Consider the following 19,550-nt stretch of genomic DNA (forward strand, 5'->3'; position numbering starts at 1 on the left):
TAGATTTAATTGGTAGTCATTTAGATAAAGAAATCGAAGATTTAAATCATTCTATTGAGAACGAAGATTGTGCTCAAATTAGAAAACAGACCCGTAAAAAAAGAACTGAGATTAAGAAGTTCAAAAATAAATTTGATGATTATTCTGAAAGAAAAAGTAAATATGAAGAGCAAAAATCGATTCTTAAAGATAGAAATAGCTTTTCTAAAACTGATCATGATGCAACTTTTATGAGAATGAAAGAAGACCATATGAAAAATGGCCAACTTAAGCCAGGATACAATTTACAAATAGCGACAAATTCTCAATTTGTTTTATCCTATGACCTATTTCAAAACCCAACAGATACTAGAACATTAATTCCATTTTTAACAATGATTCAAAATACCTTCGGTTATTTACCAGAGTATATTGTAGCTGATGCAGGTTATGGTAGTGAGCAAAACTATATGGCTATTATAGATGACTTTAATAAAACGCCACTTATTACGTATGGCATGTTTATTAAAGATAAAACGAGAAAGTTTAAAAGTGACATTTTTAACACTCAAAATTGGAAATATTACGAACTTAATGATGAATTTATATGTCCTAATAACAAAAGAATAGGTTTTAAAAGATATGCATACCGTAATGATAGATATGGTTTTAAACGTGACTTCAAGCTATATGAATGCGATGACTGTTCAGCATGTTCTTTGAGGCAACAATGCATGAAACCAAATTCGAAATCCAATAAGAAAATCATGAAGAATTATAATTGGGAATACTTTAAAGCCCAAATTAATCAAAAGCTTTCTGAACCAGAAACGAAAAAAATCTATAGTCAAAGAAAAATTGATGTAGAGCCTGTTTTTGGATTTATGAAGGCTATTTTGGGTTTCACTCGAATGTCAGTTCGAGGAATAAATAAAGTTAAACGAGAGCTAGGTTTTGTATTAATGGCACTTAATATAAGGAAAATAGCAGCTCAACGAGCTGTACATTATAAAATACATATCAAAAAAGCTGATTTCTATCAAATAATTAATAGAAATCAGCTTTTTTACATTGCCTAAGAACTTAATGTCCCAAGCCCAATTGAAAATTTAATTCTATTGTAAAATTCATGGATTATTCACATCTTGAAAAAGCTTTAATGGTGCTATTTGTGGCTATTCTGTGACATTTACATAGATTTACAAAAAAATTGTTGCACATATAATGCCAGTTTTTATATTTCACAAACGAAATGCGTTTAGCTATAATATTAGTTGAAAGCCATTTCATAAAGAAACAGTAAAGGGGAAATTTATCATGGCAGAATTACAAAGAGGTTTAGAAGGGGTTATCGCAGCGGAGACTAAAATAAGTTCAATTATTGAAAGTCAATTGACTTATGCCGGCTATGATATTGATGATCTAGCTGAAAATGCGCAATTTGAAGAAGTTATTTTCCTATTATGGAACTATAGATTGCCAAACGAAGAAGAGCTTGCTCATCTAAAAGGGAAATTAAATCAATACATGACATTAAATCCTCGTGTGTATACACATTTTGAGGAGTATGTTACAGATCACGTGCATCCAATGACAGCATTACGTACGTCATTATCATATATTGCACATTTCGATCCTGATGCTGAAAATGAATCAGATGAAAATCGTTATGAAAGAGCAATGCGTATACAGGCTAAAGTAGCATCATTAGTTACAGCGTTTGCTCGAGTAAGACAAGATAAAGACCCACTTAAGCCTAATCCTGACTTAAGTTATGCGGCAAACTTCCTATATATGTTACGTGGGGAATTACCAACAGATATAGAAGTGGAAGCTTTCAATAAAGCACTTATTTTACACGCTGATCATGAGTTGAACGCATCTGCATTTACAGCACGTTGTGCGGTATCATCATTGTCAGATATGTACTCAGGTATTGTAGCAGCCGTAGGTTCTCTGAAAGGGCCATTACATGGTGGTGCAAACGAACAAGTTATGACGATGTTATCTGAGATTGGGTCAATTGAAAATGTTGATGCTTACTTAGATGAAAAATTTGCTAATAAAGATAAAGTAATGGGCTTCGGTCATCGTGTATATAAAGATGGTGATCCTAGAGCGAAATATTTAAGAGAAATGAGCCGTCAAATTACGAAAGATGCTGGTCGTGAAGAATTATTTGAAATGTCAGTGAAAATGGAAAAACGTATGGCAGAAGAAAAAGGATTAATTCCTAATGTTGATTTTTATAGTGCGAGTGTTTATCACTGTATGGAAATACCTCATGATTTATTCACGCCAATCTTTGCTGTAAGTCGTTCTGCAGGATGGATTGCTCATATTTTAGAACAATATAAAGATAATAGAATTATGCGTCCTAGAGCGAAATATATTGGCGAAACGAATCGTAAGTATATCCCGCTTGAAGAAAGAAAATAATCAATACAAATTAAAAATGAAGATGTAAAATTTGGAGGTAAAATAACTATGACTGCAGAAAAAATTACTCAAGGAACTGAAGGATTAAACGTACCTAATGAACCAATTATCCCATTTATTATCGGTGATGGAATTGGACCGGATATTTGGAAGGCAGCAAGCCGAGTTATAGATGCTGCTGTTGAGAAAGCCTATAATGGCGAAAAACGCATTGAATGGAAAGAAGTGCTAGCTGGCCAAAAAGCATTTGATACAACTGGTGAATGGTTACCTCAAGAAACACTTGATACAATTAAAGAATATTTAATTGCTGTTAAAGGACCTTTAACAACACCAATTGGTGGTGGTATTAGATCATTAAATGTGGCTTTACGCCAAGAATTAGATTTATTTACTTGCTTAAGACCGGTACGTTGGTTTAAAGGAGTACCATCACCTGTTAAACGTCCACAAGATGTTGATATGGTTATTTTCCGTGAAAATACTGAAGACATTTATGCTGGTATTGAATTTAAAGAAGGTACAACAGAAGTTAAAAAGGTAATTGACTTCTTACAAAACGAAATGGGTGCGACAAATATTCGATTCCCAGAAACTTCAGGTATTGGTATTAAACCAGTTTCTAAAGAAGGAACTGAGCGATTAGTTAGAGCAGCTATACAATATGCTATCGATAATAACCGTAAATCAGTTACTTTAGTTCATAAAGGTAATATTATGAAATTTACAGAAGGCTCATTTAAGCAGTGGGGTTACGATTTAGCATTATCTGAATTTGGTGATCAAGTATTCACTTGGCAACAATATGACGAAATTGTTGAAAAAGAAGGCAGAGATGCTGCTAATGCTGCTCAAGAAAAAGCTGAAAAAGAAGGCAAGATTATCATTAAAGATTCTATTGCTGACATTTTCTTACAACAAATTTTAACTCGTCCAGCTGAGCATGATGTTGTAGCAACTATGAACTTGAATGGTGACTATATTTCAGATGCTTTAGCTGCACAAGTTGGTGGTATTGGTATTGCGCCAGGTGCAAACATTAATTATGAAACAGGTCATGCTATTTTTGAAGCAACACATGGTACAGCTCCAAAATATGCAGGTTTAAATAAAGTGAATCCATCTTCAGTAATTTTAAGTTCTGTATTAATGTTAGAACATTTAGGATGGCAAGAAGCGGCAGATAAGATTACAGATTCAATTGAAGATACAATTGCTTCAAAAGTTGTTACTTATGACTTTGCCCGTTTAATGGATGGTGCTGAAGAAGTTTCTACATCAGCATTTGCAGATGAATTGATTAAAAATTTAAAATAAGCAAAATAAAAATAGGTGAGTCTAGCAACTTTAATTGCTAGGTTCGCCTTTTTAAATGAATTGAAGTTGGCAACAGGATAGAAATAATAAAGAGTAACTAATGATTGATTATATAGTGTTTCTTACACATTAGACAAAGCGATTGTGTACATAAGATTAGGAATAAATGAGTAAAACTCATGCATAGGTAGTGGCATAGAAATGATATTTTCAAAAAGTTTATTTCGTTGTCCCAGAGTAAGTCATGCAAATGATAGAAGGAAATATAAGAAGTATTTTATTTATATGTAAAGTAATGTAAAAAATGTGTAAAGATAATGTGTAGGATGTTATTTTTATAAATAGTTCGGTTATAATGTAAATATAATTATAAGTTAGGGAGGCATACCATGTCGCAAAAAGTGTTGGTAGTAGATGACGAACATTCAATCGTAACATTACTTAAATATAACTTAGAAACAGCTGGTTATGAAGTTGTTGTCGCATTTGATGGTGATGAGGCTTTAGAAAAGGTAGAAAGTGAACAGCCAGATTTAATTATTTTAGATGTTATGCTACCTAAAAAAGATGGCATTGACGTATGTAAGACTGTAAGAACAAATAAAAATTTAGTCCCTATATTAATGTTAACGGCGAAAAATGATGAATTTGATCGGGTATTAGGTTTAGAATTAGGTGCCGATGACTATATGACTAAGCCTTTTTCACCTAGAGAAGTTGTTGCCCGTGTGAAAGCCATTTTAAGACGTTCTCAATTTGTAAAAGAAGTAGAAGAGGTTGATGATGATATTACCATCGGATCGATACGTATTAGACCCGATTATTTTGAAGTATATAAGCATAATGAGTTATTGGAGCTAACACCGAAAGAATTTGAACTCTTGCTTTATTTGATAGAAAGACAAGGCAGAGTCATTACGAGAGAACATATGTTAAATACGGTATGGAATTATGAATTTGCAGGAGACTCAAGAATTGTCGATGTACATATCAGTCATTTAAGAGATAAATTAGAAGATAATCCTAAGAAGCCACAACTTATTAAAACTGTGCGTGGCTTAGGCTATAAATTGGAAAGACCTAAAGAACAATGATGAAGTTTCACCACCGCTTAATGTTATTGATAAGCAGTATATTAATTATCAGTTTTGTTACATTAGGCATTATTATTCACGCTTCCATCACATATGTTTTATCAGAAAAACACGAACAAGCTCTAGCAACAGATGCAAGATCATATATTTATTTAGTCCAAGATAATGAGATTGATAAAGTTAAAGAAATTGTAAAACAGCAAAATATAGATTTATTGATAACTAAGCATGATAAAAAGGTGTTTAGTAGTGGCAAACTGAAAGCTATCCCAAATAGTGATAGCTATATTCAAAAAAGGGACGTTTTTATTTTTAATAAGAAGGTTAACGGTTATCATGTATGGATTAAAGGTTACAATAACGATATTACAGAAATGCATTGGACGTTGTGGAAATATCTTATTTTGACATGTTTAGTTGTACTCATTTGTCTGTATTTTGCAAGCCGTAGTTTTAAGCGTACATTAATCCGTCCCATTCAAGAAGTTACTTATGCAACACAATTGTTGGCAAATGGTTATTATCACATACGTGTACCTGAAAGTAATGTTGTAGAAACTAAAGCGCTTTTTGTGTCTACCAATGATTTAGCACGACGCCTTCAAAAGCTTAATAATGAGCAAAAAATTCAATCCAACCGTTTAAAAACAACGATTGAAAATATTCCAAGTGCTATTTTAATGATAGATCGAAATGGAAAAATCGTTGTTGCAAATAAAGCGTATTATGAACAGTTCAACATCTCGCATAATATTGAACAAGTAGGCTATCACGGTTATGTTAATACTGAAATTGAGCAATTAATTTTAGAAAGTTTTAAAGTTGAAAAACCTATTTATGAACAATTGGAAGTTGCAATAAACCAAGTCCATGCCAAGTACTTTGATATTTCATGCGTTCCGATTTTAACTAGGTCTCAAAAAAGTTTGCAAGGGATTTTAGTTGTGATGCATGACATAACAAATCTGAAACAACTTGAAAATCTAAGACGTGAGTTTGTAGCAAATGTTTCACATGAATTAAAAACACCTATTACTTCAATTAAGGGGTTTGCTGAAACGCTTATTGATGGTGCAAAAAATGATGCGGAATCATTAGACATGTTTTTAAACATAATTTTAAAAGAATCAAATCGAATAGAATCTTTAGTAACAGATCTGTTAGATTTATCGCATATTGAGCAACATACAGAGTTAGATACAGACTATATGAATTTATCAGATTTAACGCGGCGTATTATTGATAATATGATGACTCAAGCCAATCAAAAAAATATTTCCATTCATACTGATATTGAAAAAGATGTCATTGTTAAAGCACAAGAAAGTAAAATTGCTCAAGTTATCACGAATTTGTTAACGAATGCAATTAACTATTCTTATGAAGATGGAGATATTAACGTTCGTGTGTATCGAGATGACTTTCGTGTCATTTTCGAAGTACAAGATTTTGGTATAGGTATTAAATTAGAAGACCAACAACGTATTTTTGAAAGATTTTATAGAGTAGATAAAGCACGAAGTAGAGATTCTGGTGGGACAGGTCTTGGATTATCAATTACAAAGCATATAGTAGAGGCCCACCAAGGCAATATTGAAGTGAATAGTCAAGTTGGCAAAGGCTCAACGTTCAAAGTTATTCTAAAAGATTATAAAGAATAAAAATTAAAGTGGTAACAGCGCGTGTATTTTTCACGAAGTTGTTGCTGCTTTTTTATTTCGTTCAAATCTCTATTGGTATTAAATTAGAGTTAATGAAGTGGAATAAATTCGGTTGTCAATTTTGTCATTTGTATATGTCGATTTGTAAGTTATAAGTAATAGATTGTTGTGAATCAAGCAATTTTATAATATATTTATTATAATAAAGAAATTTTAGTAACGCGCTTAAAATAGATGCTTAATTAAAAAGTAATAAGTTTTATTTGAACGGAAATAAATCTTAATTTAAACACTTGAATAGACAAGTGTAATCATTCGTCATAGAAAAAGACGAGGGGCGATTTAGATAAATTGTTGAAAGTAATATTAAATACCTTATTTATCTAATTTGATTGAGGAAACATGCATAGGTGAAAATTAGAAATACATTAAAAATATTGAATTAATTTTTCGACCTACAAGTTGAGGAAAATTTAACTAGATTTGAGGATTAGCAAAGTGAAAACAATTCAATTACACAAGACAACTTTGATATTAATTGCGATATTATTGTTTTATACTTTTATGGGTATCTTACTACCACTCATGCACGATGATTTACAATGGTTTAGCAATTATAATACTGATATTTTAAAAGTAGGATTTGCATCACTTAATGGTCGCTATATCGGAAATATCTTTGAAATTATAGCTGTACATGTAAGCTGGTTACGTTGGCTTTCATATGGTCTCATTAGTATGGGCATCATTTGGATGATTATGCACATTACACGTTGTAAAGCGTGGACAAGCTATTATTTGTTAGCATTTTCTTTAATGTTAATTTTACCAAGTGCTATTTATGCAGATACATATGGCTGGTTTGCAGGATTTTATAATTATGCGACATCAACACTAATTTCACTCTTTATTATTTATTATTGTATTAATGCAATTATATATAAAGAAAAGCAGCCGGTAAGTGTTACTGTACTATTCTATGTTTTATGCTTCTTCGGTCAATTATTTATGGAGAATGTGACATTATTCCACTGTATCATTTTAATTTTAGCTTTTCTATATGAATTTACTGCAAATCGAACACTTAATTATAAATTATTGTTTTCATTTATGATTGCTACTATAGGTACAATCATTATGTTTTCCAATCCAAATTATCGCAAAATTTTATTTGAAGGATCAGAATATCAACAAGTTTCAAATAATCAAGGTATCTTTTCAAAATTTGCAGAAATGATATCAACGTCACTTCCATATGGTGTCATTTTCAGTCAGATTATAATTTTAAGTATGATTGCAGCGCTTATTATTTATCTACTGCTTAGAAGTGATCGGTATGTACATTTAACAATATTAAAGCGTCGTATCATTATGATAGGATTTATCACTTTACCGCTTTATTATTTACTATTTTACAATCAGTTTTTATTAAATAAAAATACAGATATTGGATTGGTTGGTTTTGTGAACGTAATTGTATGTGGTTACTTTGCGTTTTCGATATTTGTAGGTATTTATTTGTCTATTAATGATCGTAAAACACAAATCACTTTATATTCCTTACTTATTGCAATATGTGTTTCGGCGTCGACACTAGTCATTGTTACTCCAATAGAACCAGGTAATTTTTTGATTGTTTATACGATACATGTAATCATTTTAATTATTTTATTAAAAGAATTTCGGAAATATAAGTCAATCAATGTTAATTTTATTAAAGGTGCATCACTAGTTTTAGCTGTGATATATCTTAGTGCATTTATTTATGTTCATTATGAACATGAAAAAAGAGTTCAGTTATTAAAACAACAAATTAAAGATCATCCACGACAAGAGGTTTATACAGTGGAATCATTGCCGTTTGAACATTATATGCATCATCCGTCACCAATCAATAAAAATTACCAAGAGTGGTTTAATAATTATGAAGAATTACCGAAAATGACCAAAGTTAAATATATTCCATTTGGTTCAGACGATTCATAACTTATTCTTACCTATAAAAATTTAAAATAGCAGCATAAAAATATTAAAAAGTAGACATAATCATGAAATGATAATGTGCATCTCAAAAGTTGGACTTTTAACCTGACTTTATGGAGTGCTCATCAAGAACAATCATGATTATGTCTTTTTTATTTTTTAGCTAAGTCTATATAGGCACTTGTTTTATTTGAAATTAGGTCGTGTATAAATACTCTATGAGATAGTTTCTTTAATTACGACATCACAGTCGAATATGCTAAAATATATATAAATTAGTTCTGGAGGTTAAAATTGTGAATAAATTAGTATTAATCGATGGTAATAGCTTAAGTTTTAGAGCTTTTTATGCATTACCTTTGTTATCAAACAAAGCAGGCATTCATACCAATGCAGTATATGGTTTTGCAATGTTACTAGAGAAGATTTTAAAAGAAGAAAAGCCAAATCATTTTTTAGTAGCGTTTGATGCAGGTAAAACGACTTTCAGACATGAAAAATATAGTGAATATAAAGGTGGACGCCAGAAAACGCCGCCTGAACTAAGTGAGCAATTTCCTTATATTCGCCAATTATTAGATGCTTATCATATTAAACGTTATGAATTAGATAACTATGAGGCAGATGATATTATCGGAACTTTAAGTAAAGAAGCAGATAAAGCGGGATTTCAGACAATTATTATTACGGGAGACCGAGATTTAACACAACTTGCAACGGATAATGTAACCATTTATTACACTAAAAAAGGTGTTACTGATGTTGATCATTATACACCTGACTTTATTGCGGAAAAATACAACGGGTTAACACCTAATCAAATTATTGATATGAAAGGATTAATGGGAGATACTTCTGATAATATACCAGGTGTTGCAGGTGTTGGAGAGAAAACAGCAATAAAATTGCTAAACCAATTTGACACAGTAGAAGGTGTCTATGAACATTTAGATGAAATTTCAGGTAAAAAGTTAAAAGAAAAACTTCAAAATAGCAAAGAAGATGCATTAATGAGTAAAGAATTAGCAACGATTAATGTAGATAGTCCGATTGAAGTAAAACTTGAAGATACGTTAATGACTCATCAAGATGAACAACAAGAAAAAATCGAATTGTTTAAGAAGTTAGAATTCAAACAATTGTTGGCTGACATTGATCAATCAGCAAGCGTTGAAGATGCAATAGAAAAGACATTTGAAATTGAAACGTCTTTTGATAATATTGATTTTACTTCATTGAAAGAAGCGGCCATCCATTTCGAATTAGACGGTGGTAACTATTTGCGAAATAATATTTTAAAATTCTCTTTATTTACAGGTGAGAAACATATTGTAATTAATGCGGATGACATAAATAATTATGTCGAACTAGTTTCATGGTTAGAAAATCCGAATTCGAAAAAAGTCGTATATGATGCTAAAAAAACATATGTAGCATCACATAGATTGGGGATTGATATTCAAAATATTTCTTTCGATATTATGTTGGCCAGTTATATAATTGATCCATCTCGTACGATTAGTGATGTTCAATCAGTTGTTTCATTGTACGGTCAAAGTTTTGTGAAAGACGATGTGAGTATATATGGAAAAGGTAAGAAATTTAAGGTACCTGAAGATGATGTTTTAAATCCATATGTTGCTTCTATTACTGATGCAATTTACTTTGCGAAACCAAATATGGATAAACAATTAGAAGAATACAATCAGGTAGAACTCTTGGCTGATTTAGAGCTACCGCTAGCTAAGATTTTAAGTGAAATGGAAGAAATTGGTATATTTACAGGTGTTCATGATTTAGAAGAAATGGAAAAAGAAATTCAAGAAAAATTAGACGTCTTGATTCGAAATATCCATGATGCAGCTGGTGAAGATTTTAATATAAATTCTCCTAAGCAATTAGGTGTTGTATTGTTTGAGACATTACAATTACCTGTTATTAAAAAGACGAAAACAGGATATTCTACTGCTGTAGATGTCTTAGAGCAATTGCAAGGTGAACATCCTATCATTGATTATATTTTAGAATATCGTCAATTATCTAAGTTACAGTCTACTTATGTTGAAGGATTGCAAAAGGTAATTAGTGATGATCAACGTATCCATACACGTTTTAATCAAACTTTAGCGCAAACTGGACGTTTATCAAGTGTAGATCCTAATTTACAAAATATTCCGGTTAGACTTGAAGAAGGGCGTAAAATAAGAAAAGCCTTTAAACCAACTTCAAAAGATAGCGTTATATTATCAGCAGATTATTCTCAAATTGAATTGCGTGTATTAGCACACATTACACAAGATGAGAGTATGAAAGAAGCATTTATCAACGGCGATGATATTCATACAGCAACTGCTATGAAAATATTTGGTGTAGAAGCTGATCAAGTCGATAGTTTAATGCGTCGTCAAGCAAAAGCAGTTAACTTTGGAATTGTTTATGGGATAAGTGATTATGGTTTAAGTCAAAGTTTAGGTATTACTCGTAAAAAAGCAAAAGCATTCATTGATGATTATTTAGCTAGTTTCCCAGGTGTAAAACAATATATGTCTGATATTGTAAAAGATGCCAAAGCTTTAGGTTACGTGGAAACATTGCTACATCGTCGACGCTATATTCCTGATATTACGAGTCGTAACTTTAATTTACGCGGCTTTGCTGAACGTACTGCTATGAATACGCCAATACAGGGCAGTGCTGCAGATATCATTAAACTGGCAATGGTTAAATTTGCTCAAAAAATGAAAGAGACAACATATCAAGCTAAACTATTATTACAAGTACACGATGAATTAATTTTTGAAGTACCTAAGTCAGAAGTAGATTCATTTAGTGAATTTGTAGAAGAGATAATGGAAAATGCATTGCAATTAGATGTTCCATTAAAAGTAGACTCAAGTTATGGTGCAACTTGGTATGATGCAAAATAAAGTGAGGTTAATGGTATGCCCGAATTACCAGAAGTAGAACATGTAAAAAGAGGAATTGAACCCTACGTTATAAATCAAAAAATTGAACACGTTATATTTTCGGATAAAGTAATCGAAGGTAAAGCTCAAGGCAAGGAAACAATTATAAAAGGAATTGAATTAGATACTTTTAAAACTTTATCGGAAGGCTATACCATTACAAATGTAGAACGAAGAAGTAAATATATCGTTTTTCAGCTAGATAATAAACGAGAACAACGTACATTAATTAGTCATTTAGGTATGGCGGGCGGTTTTTTCATTGTAGATGAACTTGAAGATATTATGATACCTAATTATCGTAAGCATTGGCATGTTATTTTTGAGTTGTCAAATGACAAAAAGTTAATTTATTCAGATATACGTCGTTTTGGAGAAATTAGAAATGTTGCGTCTGTAGCATCTTATCCTTCATTTTTAGAAATAGCGCCTGAACCTTTTTCAAATGAAGCATTGACGTATTATTTAAATCGAATTCATCAACAGTCTAATAAGAATAAACCAATCAAACAAGTGATTTTGGATCATAAAGTAATCGCAGGTTGTGGAAATATTTACGCATGTGAAGCGTTGTTTCGTGCAGGTGTTTTACCAGATAAAAAAGTAAAAGACTTAACACACCAACAACAAGAAATGGTTTTTTATTATGTTAGAGAAGTACTAGAAGAAGGTATTAAATATGGCGGTACAAGTATTTCAGATTATCGTCATGCTGATGGAAAAACTGGTGAGATGCAATTGCATCTTAATGTATATAAGCAGCCGGTATGCAAAGTGTGTGGAAGTCAAATTGAAACAAAAATCATCGCGACAAGAAATAGTCATTATTGTCCAGTATGTCAAAAATAAAGAAAGAGTGAAATTATGCCGAAAGTTATTGGTCTAACAGGTGGAATCGCCTCAGGAAAATCAACAGTATCAGAACTCTTATCCGTATTCGGTTTTAAAGTAGTAGATGCTGATAAAGCAGCCAGGGAAGCTGTTAAAAAGGGGAGTAAAGGTTTAGCTCAAGTACGAGAAGTCTTTGGTGATGAAGCAATTGATGAAAATGGTGAGATGAATCGTCGTTATATGGGTGATCTAGTGTTTAATCATCCAGAAAAACGCTTAGAATTAAATGCTATCATACATCCTATCGTGCGAGATATTATGGAAGAAGAAAAGCAAGAATATTTAAAACAAGGATATAATGTAATCATGGATATTCCATTATTATTTGAAAATGAATTGGAAAATACAGTAGACGAAGTGTGGGTTGTATACACTTCTGAAAGTATACAAATGGATCGTTTAATGCAACGTAATAATTTGTCATTAGAAGATGCGAAAGCACGTGTCTATAGCCAAATTTCTATTGATAAAAAAAGCCGAATGGCCGATCATGTTATCGATAATTTAGGGGATAAACTTGAATTAAAACAAAACCTTGAGAGATTGTTAGAAGAAGAAGGTTATATTGAAAAGCCGAATTACGGAGAAGAAGATTAATATTACACTATAAATAAGTCATTACTTTACGTACGCGTTGATGTATGTAAGTAATGACTATTTTTTATAAAAAAGATAAATAAATCAACGGAAAACGCTTTCAAATTTCATATAATATGCTATACTAATTCCATAAAGTATAACACATAAAGATCAAGGGGTGCTTTTAATGTCAACGAATATTGCAATTAATGGTATGGGTAGAATTGGAAGAATGGTATTACGTATTGCATTACAAAATAAAAATTTAAATGTAGTAGCGATAAATGCTAGTTATCCACCCGAAACAATTGCACATTTAATCAATTACGATACGACACATGGAAAATATAATCTAAAAGTTGAACCGATTGAAAATGGATTGCAAGTTGGAGATCATAAAATTAAATTGGTTGCTGATCGCAATCCTGAAAACTTGCCATGGAAAGAATTAGATATCGATATTGCTATAGATGCAACTGGTAAATTTAATCATGGTGATAAAGCCATCGCACATATTAAAGCAGGTGCCAAAAAAGTTTTGTTAACTGGTCCTTCAAAAGGTGGACATGTTCAAATGGTAGTTAAAGGCGTAAATGATAACCAATTAGATATAGAAGCATTTGACATTTTTAGTAATGCTTCATGTACTACTAATTGCATTGGTCCAGTTGCAAAAGTTTTAAATAATCAGTTTGGAATAGTTAATGGTTTAATGACTACTGTTCACGCTATTACAAATGACCAAAAAAATATTGATAATCCACATAAAGATTTAAGACGTGCACGTTCATGTAATGAAAGCATTATTCCTACTTCTACTGGTGCGGCGAAAGCTTTAAAAGAAGTATTACCAGAATTAGAAGGTAAATTACACGGCATGGCATTACGTGTACCAACAAAGAATGTATCGCTCGTTGATTTAGTTGTTGATTTAGAAAAAGAAGTAACTGCAGAAGAAGTAAACCAAGCTTTTGAAAATGCAGGTTTAGAAGGTATCATAGAAGTCGAACATCAACCACTAGTGTCTGTTGATTTTAATACTAATCCAAATTCAGCTATTATTGATGCAAAATCAACAATGGTCATGTCAGGGAATAAAGTAAAAGTTATTGCTTGGTATGATAATGAATGGGGTTATTCAAATAGAGTTGTAGATGTTGCTGAGCAAATTGGAGCACTTTTGACATCAAAAGAAACTGTAAGTGCAAGTTAATACAATTAATTTATAGCCTAACTCTGACTTCGGAGTTAGGTTTTTTATTTTTTAATACAATAATATTGTCATGCAAATTACTTAATAAGTAACGATATAATGTTTTTTATTGTTTCATTATTTGGTTAAATGAATTAAATTGAGGGATTCTTTTTTCATCTCTAGATTTATAGTATAATTAGGCATAATCAAAATAAAGAGGGTGATGTAATGAAATGCCCGAAATGTAATTCTACACAATCTAAAGTTGTAGATTCAAGGCATGCCGATGAATTAAATGCCATTCGAAGACGAAGAGAATGTGAAAATTGTGGAACACGTTTCACTACATTTGAACATATCGAAGTTAGTCAGCTTATAGTTGTGAAAAAAGATGGCACAAGAGAGCAGTTTTCAAGAGAAAAGATACTTAATGGACTTGTGCGTTCTTGTGAGAAACGACCAGTTAGATATCAACAACTTGAAGACATAACGAACAAGGTTGAATGGCAATTACGAGATGAAGGTCATACGGAAGTGTCTTCACGAGATATAGGTGAACACGTTATGAACTTGTTAATGCATGTTGATCAAGTTTCATATGTTAGATTTGCATCAGTCTATAAAGAATTTAAAGATGTTGATCAATTGTTAGCATCGATGCAAGGGATTTTAAGCGAAAACAAACGGAGTGATGCTTAAATGGGACGACAAGCCTTCGAATTCGGCTTAAGACCAAAGGATCAATTCAAAGTTATGCAACACTTTGATTTAAATACGAATCATTTAGAGGTATTGAATCGGCTGTATACACCGCTAATTGGAACACAAGCAGTGGGTTTATACCATTTTATGACTCAATTCGTTAAAGAAAGTCATAATGAAACATTGATTCTTTCTCATTATATTTTTATGAATGAACTTAAAATTAATTTACTAGAGTTTAGACAACAAATGGACTTACTTGAAGCGATTGGATTGTTAAAGGCGTTTGTCAAACATGATGAACAAGAAACACAATTTGTTTACCAATTAATTCAACCGCCTTCAGCACATTTATTTTTTAATGATCCAATGTTGTCAATCTTTTTATATAGTGAAGTCGAGCATCGTCGATTTCATGAGTTGAAGAAATACTTTGAGTATCAACAAATTGATTTGAGTGAATTTAAACAGGTAACAAGACAATTTACTGATGTTTTTAAAGTGCCGTCTACAAAAATAGATATCGATACAAGTGATATTCCGATTAATGAACCGTACCAAGGTATCGATTTATCAAATGAATCTTTTGACTTTGAAATGTTGAGACAAATGTTAGGTAAACATTTTATTAGTCAAGACATTGTTACCAAAGATGCAAAGCGTTTAATAACACAACTCGCGACTTTATATGGTTTAACAGCAGATGGCATGAAGCATGTTATTTTAAATTCAATTACAAGTGGACAACAGTTATCCTTTGAAGAAATGCGTAAACAAGCACGCTCGTATTACTTAATGGAACACGAAAATCAAATGCCTAAATTACAGGTGAAATCTCCTGCTACATCATCTTCGACGGGCAAATCTTCAGAAGTGAATCCAAAGCCACAAAGTGATGAATGGTTTGAGTTACTTGAACAAACGAGTCCAATTGATATGTTAGCTTCTTGGTCTGAATCAGAACCAACTATATCGCAAAAGACAATGGTTGAAGAATTAATTGAACGTGAAAAAATGTCTTTTGGCGTCATTAATATTTTGTTGCAATTTGTCATGTTAAAAGAAGATATGAAACTTCCTAAAGCGTATATTTTAGAAATAGCATCAAATTGGAAGAAAAAAGGTATTAAGACAGCTAAAGAAGCATATAATTACGCTAAAAAAGTTAATCAACCTAAAAATGAGGGTTCTAGCGGAAATTACCAAAAGCGTGGTTCATACTTTGGGCAGCGTAATCGTATTTCAAAAGAAAAAACACCTAAATGGTTAGAAAATAGAGATAAACCTAGTGAAGAAGATTCGGCTAAAGATAATAGCGTAGATGATCAACAATTAGAGCAAGATCGACAAGCATTTCTAGATAAATTATCTAAAAAATGGGAGGAGGACAGTCAATAATGAAGCAATTTAAAAGTATAATTAACACGTCGCAGGACTTTGAAAAAAGAATAGAAAAGATAAAAAAAGAAGTAATCAATGACCCAGATGTTAAGCAATTTTTGGAAGCGCATCGAGCTGAATTAACGAATGCTATGATTGATGAAGACTTAAATGTGTTACAAGAGTATAAAGATCAACAAAAACATTATGACGGTCATAAATTTGCTGATTGTCCAAATTTCGTAAAGGGGCATGTGCCTGAGTTATATGTTGATAATAACCGAATTAAAATACGCTATTTACAATGCCCATGTAAAATCAAGTACGACGAAGAACGCTTTGAAGCTGAGCTAATTACATCTCATCATATGCAACGAGATACTTTAAATGCCAAATTGAAAGATATTTATATGAATCATCGAGACCGTCTTGATGTAGCTATGGCAGCAGATGATATTTGTACAGCAATAACTAATGGGGAACAAGTGAAAGGCCTTTACCTTTATGGTCCATTTGGGACAGGTAAATCTTTTATTCTAGGTGCAATTGCGAATCAGCTCAAATCTAAGAAGGTACGTTCGACAATTATTTATTTACCGGAATTTATTAGAACATTAAAAGGTGGCTTTAAAGATGGTTCTTTTGAAAAGAAATTACATCGCGTAAGAGAAGCAAACATTTTAATGCTTGATGATATTGGGGCTGAAGAAGTGACTCCATGGGTGAGAGATGAGGTAATTGGACCTTTGCTACATTATCGAATGGTTCATGAATTACCAACATTCTTTAGTTCTAATTTTGACTATAGTGAATTGGAACATCATTTAGCGATGACTCGTGATGGTGAAGAGAAGACTAAAGCAGCACGTATTATTGAACGTGTCAAATCTTTGTCAACACCATACTTTTTATCAGGAGAAAATTTCAGAAACAATTGAATTTTAAAATGATTGGTGTATAATGAATACAAATCTAAATCGTTTAAATGATTGAAGACAAGATGATCTAATCAATATTACACAGAAAGCCATTGTTTGATGAGAATATGGTTAATAAATTAGATGATTACTACTTCATTTATGGTATTTGTAATGAATACCCGGATCAAGACCGTTATCTTAAGCAGAGATATTTAATACATAAATTGTATTAGATAACTAGGGTGGTACCACGACGATCTCGTCCCTTGTATAGGGGCGGGATTTTTTGTTTTTTTTCAGACATAAATGTTTGTTGGTGTCATAAATTCCCTGTTTATTGTTAATAGGTTTAATGTTAAAACGATGATTGTTGTTCAATTTTTTAACGAGGTCAGATAAAAGTATTTATAAAGCAAATAGGAGGGTTTAACATGGAACAAATTAATATTCAATTTCCAGATGGTAATAAAAAGGCGTTTGATAAAGGTACTACTACTGAAGATATAGCACAATCAATTAGTCCTGGATTACGTAAAAAAGCTGTTGCCGGCAAATTTAACGGGCAACTTGTAGATTTAACTAAACCGCTTGAAACTGATGGATCAATTGAAATTGTGACACCAGGTAGTGAAGAAGCGTTAGAGGTATTACGTCATTCTACTGCACATTTAATGGCACACGCGATTAAAAGGTTATATGGTAATGTTAAATTTGGTGTAGGTCCTGTAATAGAAGGTGGATTCTACTATGACTTCGACATTGACCAAAACATCTCATCTGATGACTTTGAACAAATTGAAAAAACAATGAAACAAATCGTTAACGAAAATATGAAAATCGAACGAAAAGTGGTTTCACGAGATGAAGCGAAAGAGTTATTCAGCAATGATGAATACAAATTAGAATTAATCGACGCGATTCCTGAAGATGAAAATGTAACATTATATAGTCAAGGTGATTTTACTGATTTATGTCGTGGAGTTCACGTTCCATCAACAGCTAAAATTAAAGAGTTTAAACTATTATCTACAGCAGGTGCATACTGGCGTGGAGATAGTAACAACAAAATGTTACAACGTATATACGGTACTGCTTTCTTTGATAAAAAAGAATTAAAAGCACATTTACAAATGTTAGAAGAGCGTAAAGAACGTGATCATCGTAAAATTGGTAAAGAGTTAGAATTATTCACAAATAGCCAATTAGTTGGTGCTGGTTTGCCATTATGGTTACCTAACGGTGCAACAATTAGACGTGAAATTGAACGTTACATTGTTGATAAAGAGGTGAGCATGGGGTATGACCACGTTTATACACCAGTACTTGCTAATGTTGATTTATACAAAACATCTGGTCACTGGGATCACTATCAAGAAGATATGTTCCCACCAATGCAGTTAGATGAAACTGAATCTATGGTATTACGTCCAATGAACTGTCCACATCATATGATGATTTATGCGAATAAACCACATTCATATCGTGAATTACCTATCCGTATCGCTGAGCTAGGAACGATGCATAGATATGAAGCAAGTGGTGCTGTATCAGGATTACAACGTGTTCGTGGTATGACTTTAAATGATTCACATATCTTTGTTCGACCTGATCAAATTAAAGAAGAATTCAAACGCGTTGTAAACATGATTATTGATGTGTATAAAGACTTTGGTTTCGAGGATTATAGCTTTAGATTAAGTTATAGAGACCCTGAAGATAAAGAAAAGTACTTTGATGATGATGATATGTGGAATAAAGCTGAAAATATGCTTAAAGAGGCAGCGGATGAGCTTGGCTTATCGTACGAAGAAGCGATTGGTGAAGCGGCATTCTATGGTCCGAAACTAGATGTTCAAGTTAAAACAGCGATGGGTAAAGAAGAGACATTATCAACAGCACAACTTGATTTCTTATTACCAGAACGTTTTGATTTAACTTATATTGGTCAAGATGGTGAACATCATCGTCCAGTTGTTATTCATCGTGGTGTTGTATCAACAATGGAACGATTTGTAGCATTTTTAACTGAAGAAACTAAAGGTGCATTCCCAACTTGGTTAGCGCCAAAACAAGTTCAAATCATTCCAGTTAACGTTGATTTACATTATGATTATGCGCGCCAATTACAAGATGAATTGAAATCTCAAGGCGTTCGTGTAAGTATTGATGACCGTAATGAAAAAATGGGTTATAAAATTAGAGAAGCTCAAATGCAAAAAATACCTTATCAAATCGTAGTTGGGGATAAGGAAGTTGAAAATAATCAAGTGAATGTGCGTCAATATGGATCGCAAGACCAAGAAACAGTTGAAAAAGATGAATTTATCTGGAATCTAGTTGATGAAATTCGTTTAAAAAAACATAGATAGACAGTTGTCGCAATAAAATGCTTTGAAATTTTTATTGCGTATCAAGTTTCACAGGGTTGATTATGCGTGATGAAT

The 19,550-nt window shown here is 32.1% G+C and carries 15 protein-coding genes; all 15 read left to right on the forward strand.

Annotated elements, in window-relative coordinates:
• Positions 1-1,058: transposase (locus IDG63_RS03450; RefSeq protein ID WP_142354856.1), on the forward strand; the 1,058-nt coding region annotated here is incomplete at its 5' end.
• Between the two features lie 238 nt (positions 1,059-1,296).
• Positions 1,297-2,418 (forward strand): citrate synthase, encoded by a 1,122-nt coding sequence (locus IDG63_RS03455; protein WP_000829165.1) that lies wholly within the window; start codon positions 1,297-1,299, stop codon positions 2,416-2,418.
• A gap of 48 nt (positions 2,419-2,466) precedes the next feature.
• Positions 2,467-3,735 (forward strand): NADP-dependent isocitrate dehydrogenase, encoded by a 1,269-nt coding sequence (gene icd, locus IDG63_RS03460; protein WP_000123164.1) that lies wholly within the window; start codon positions 2,467-2,469, stop codon positions 3,733-3,735.
• 389 nt (positions 3,736-4,124) lie between these two features.
• Entirely contained in the window at positions 4,125-4,829 is a 705-nt protein-coding gene (locus IDG63_RS03465) for a response regulator transcription factor (protein ID WP_000080029.1), read from the forward strand.
• Complete coding sequence (pnpS, locus tag IDG63_RS03470) at positions 4,829-6,490, forward strand: two-component system histidine kinase PnpS (RefSeq protein ID WP_015445861.1); 1,662 nt, start codon at positions 4,829-4,831, stop codon at positions 6,488-6,490. Before IDG63_RS03465 ends, pnpS begins: the two co-directional genes overlap by 1 nt.
• Before the next feature lie 498 nt (positions 6,491-6,988).
• Positions 6,989-8,476: a hypothetical protein gene (locus IDG63_RS03475; RefSeq protein WP_000849439.1), complete on the forward strand. Its 1,488-nt coding sequence runs from the start codon at positions 6,989-6,991 to the stop codon at positions 8,474-8,476.
• 293 nt (positions 8,477-8,769) lie between these two features.
• Positions 8,770-11,400, forward strand: a complete 2,631-nt coding sequence (gene polA / locus IDG63_RS03480; RefSeq protein ID WP_086095892.1) for a DNA polymerase I — start codon at positions 8,770-8,772, stop codon at positions 11,398-11,400.
• Positions 11,401-11,415: 15 nt separating this feature from the next.
• Positions 11,416-12,288 (forward strand): bifunctional DNA-formamidopyrimidine glycosylase/DNA-(apurinic or apyrimidinic site) lyase, encoded by an 873-nt coding sequence (gene mutM / locus IDG63_RS03485; RefSeq protein WP_001114452.1) that lies wholly within the window; start codon positions 11,416-11,418, stop codon positions 12,286-12,288.
• 15 nt (positions 12,289-12,303) lie between these two features.
• Positions 12,304-12,927, forward strand: a complete 624-nt coding sequence (gene coaE / locus IDG63_RS03490) for a dephospho-CoA kinase (protein ID WP_001127167.1) — start codon at positions 12,304-12,306, stop codon at positions 12,925-12,927.
• A 169-nt stretch (positions 12,928-13,096) separates the two neighbouring features.
• Positions 13,097-14,122 (forward strand): type I glyceraldehyde-3-phosphate dehydrogenase, encoded by a 1,026-nt coding sequence (gene gap, locus IDG63_RS03495; RefSeq protein ID WP_000106141.1) that lies wholly within the window; start codon positions 13,097-13,099, stop codon positions 14,120-14,122.
• 210 nt (positions 14,123-14,332) lie between these two features.
• Positions 14,333-14,803: a transcriptional regulator NrdR gene (gene nrdR / locus IDG63_RS03500; protein WP_000650082.1), complete on the forward strand. Its 471-nt coding sequence runs from the start codon at positions 14,333-14,335 to the stop codon at positions 14,801-14,803.
• Positions 14,804-16,204 (forward strand): replicative helicase loading/DNA remodeling protein DnaB, encoded by a 1,401-nt coding sequence (locus IDG63_RS03505; RefSeq protein ID WP_000533493.1) that lies wholly within the window; start codon positions 14,804-14,806, stop codon positions 16,202-16,204. It begins immediately after the preceding gene.
• On the forward strand, positions 16,204-17,124 hold the full coding sequence (gene dnaI / locus IDG63_RS03510; protein ID WP_000808621.1) for a primosomal protein DnaI: 921 nt from the start codon (positions 16,204-16,206) through the stop codon (positions 17,122-17,124). Before IDG63_RS03505 ends, dnaI begins: the two co-directional genes overlap by 1 nt.
• Before the next feature lie 92 nt (positions 17,125-17,216).
• Positions 17,217-17,339 (forward strand): hypothetical protein, encoded by a 123-nt coding sequence (locus IDG63_RS03515; protein WP_001790562.1) that lies wholly within the window; start codon positions 17,217-17,219, stop codon positions 17,337-17,339.
• A 198-nt stretch (positions 17,340-17,537) separates the two neighbouring features.
• Positions 17,538-19,475, forward strand: coding sequence for a threonine--tRNA ligase (gene thrS, locus IDG63_RS03520; protein ID WP_000435132.1), 1,938 nt, complete (start codon positions 17,538-17,540; stop codon positions 19,473-19,475).
• The last annotated feature ends 75 nt before the right edge of the window (positions 19,476-19,550 follow it).

The organism is Staphylococcus sp. EG-SA-14, from assembly GCF_017151935.1.
GTDB lineage: Bacteria > Bacillota > Bacilli > Staphylococcales > Staphylococcaceae > Staphylococcus > Staphylococcus aureus.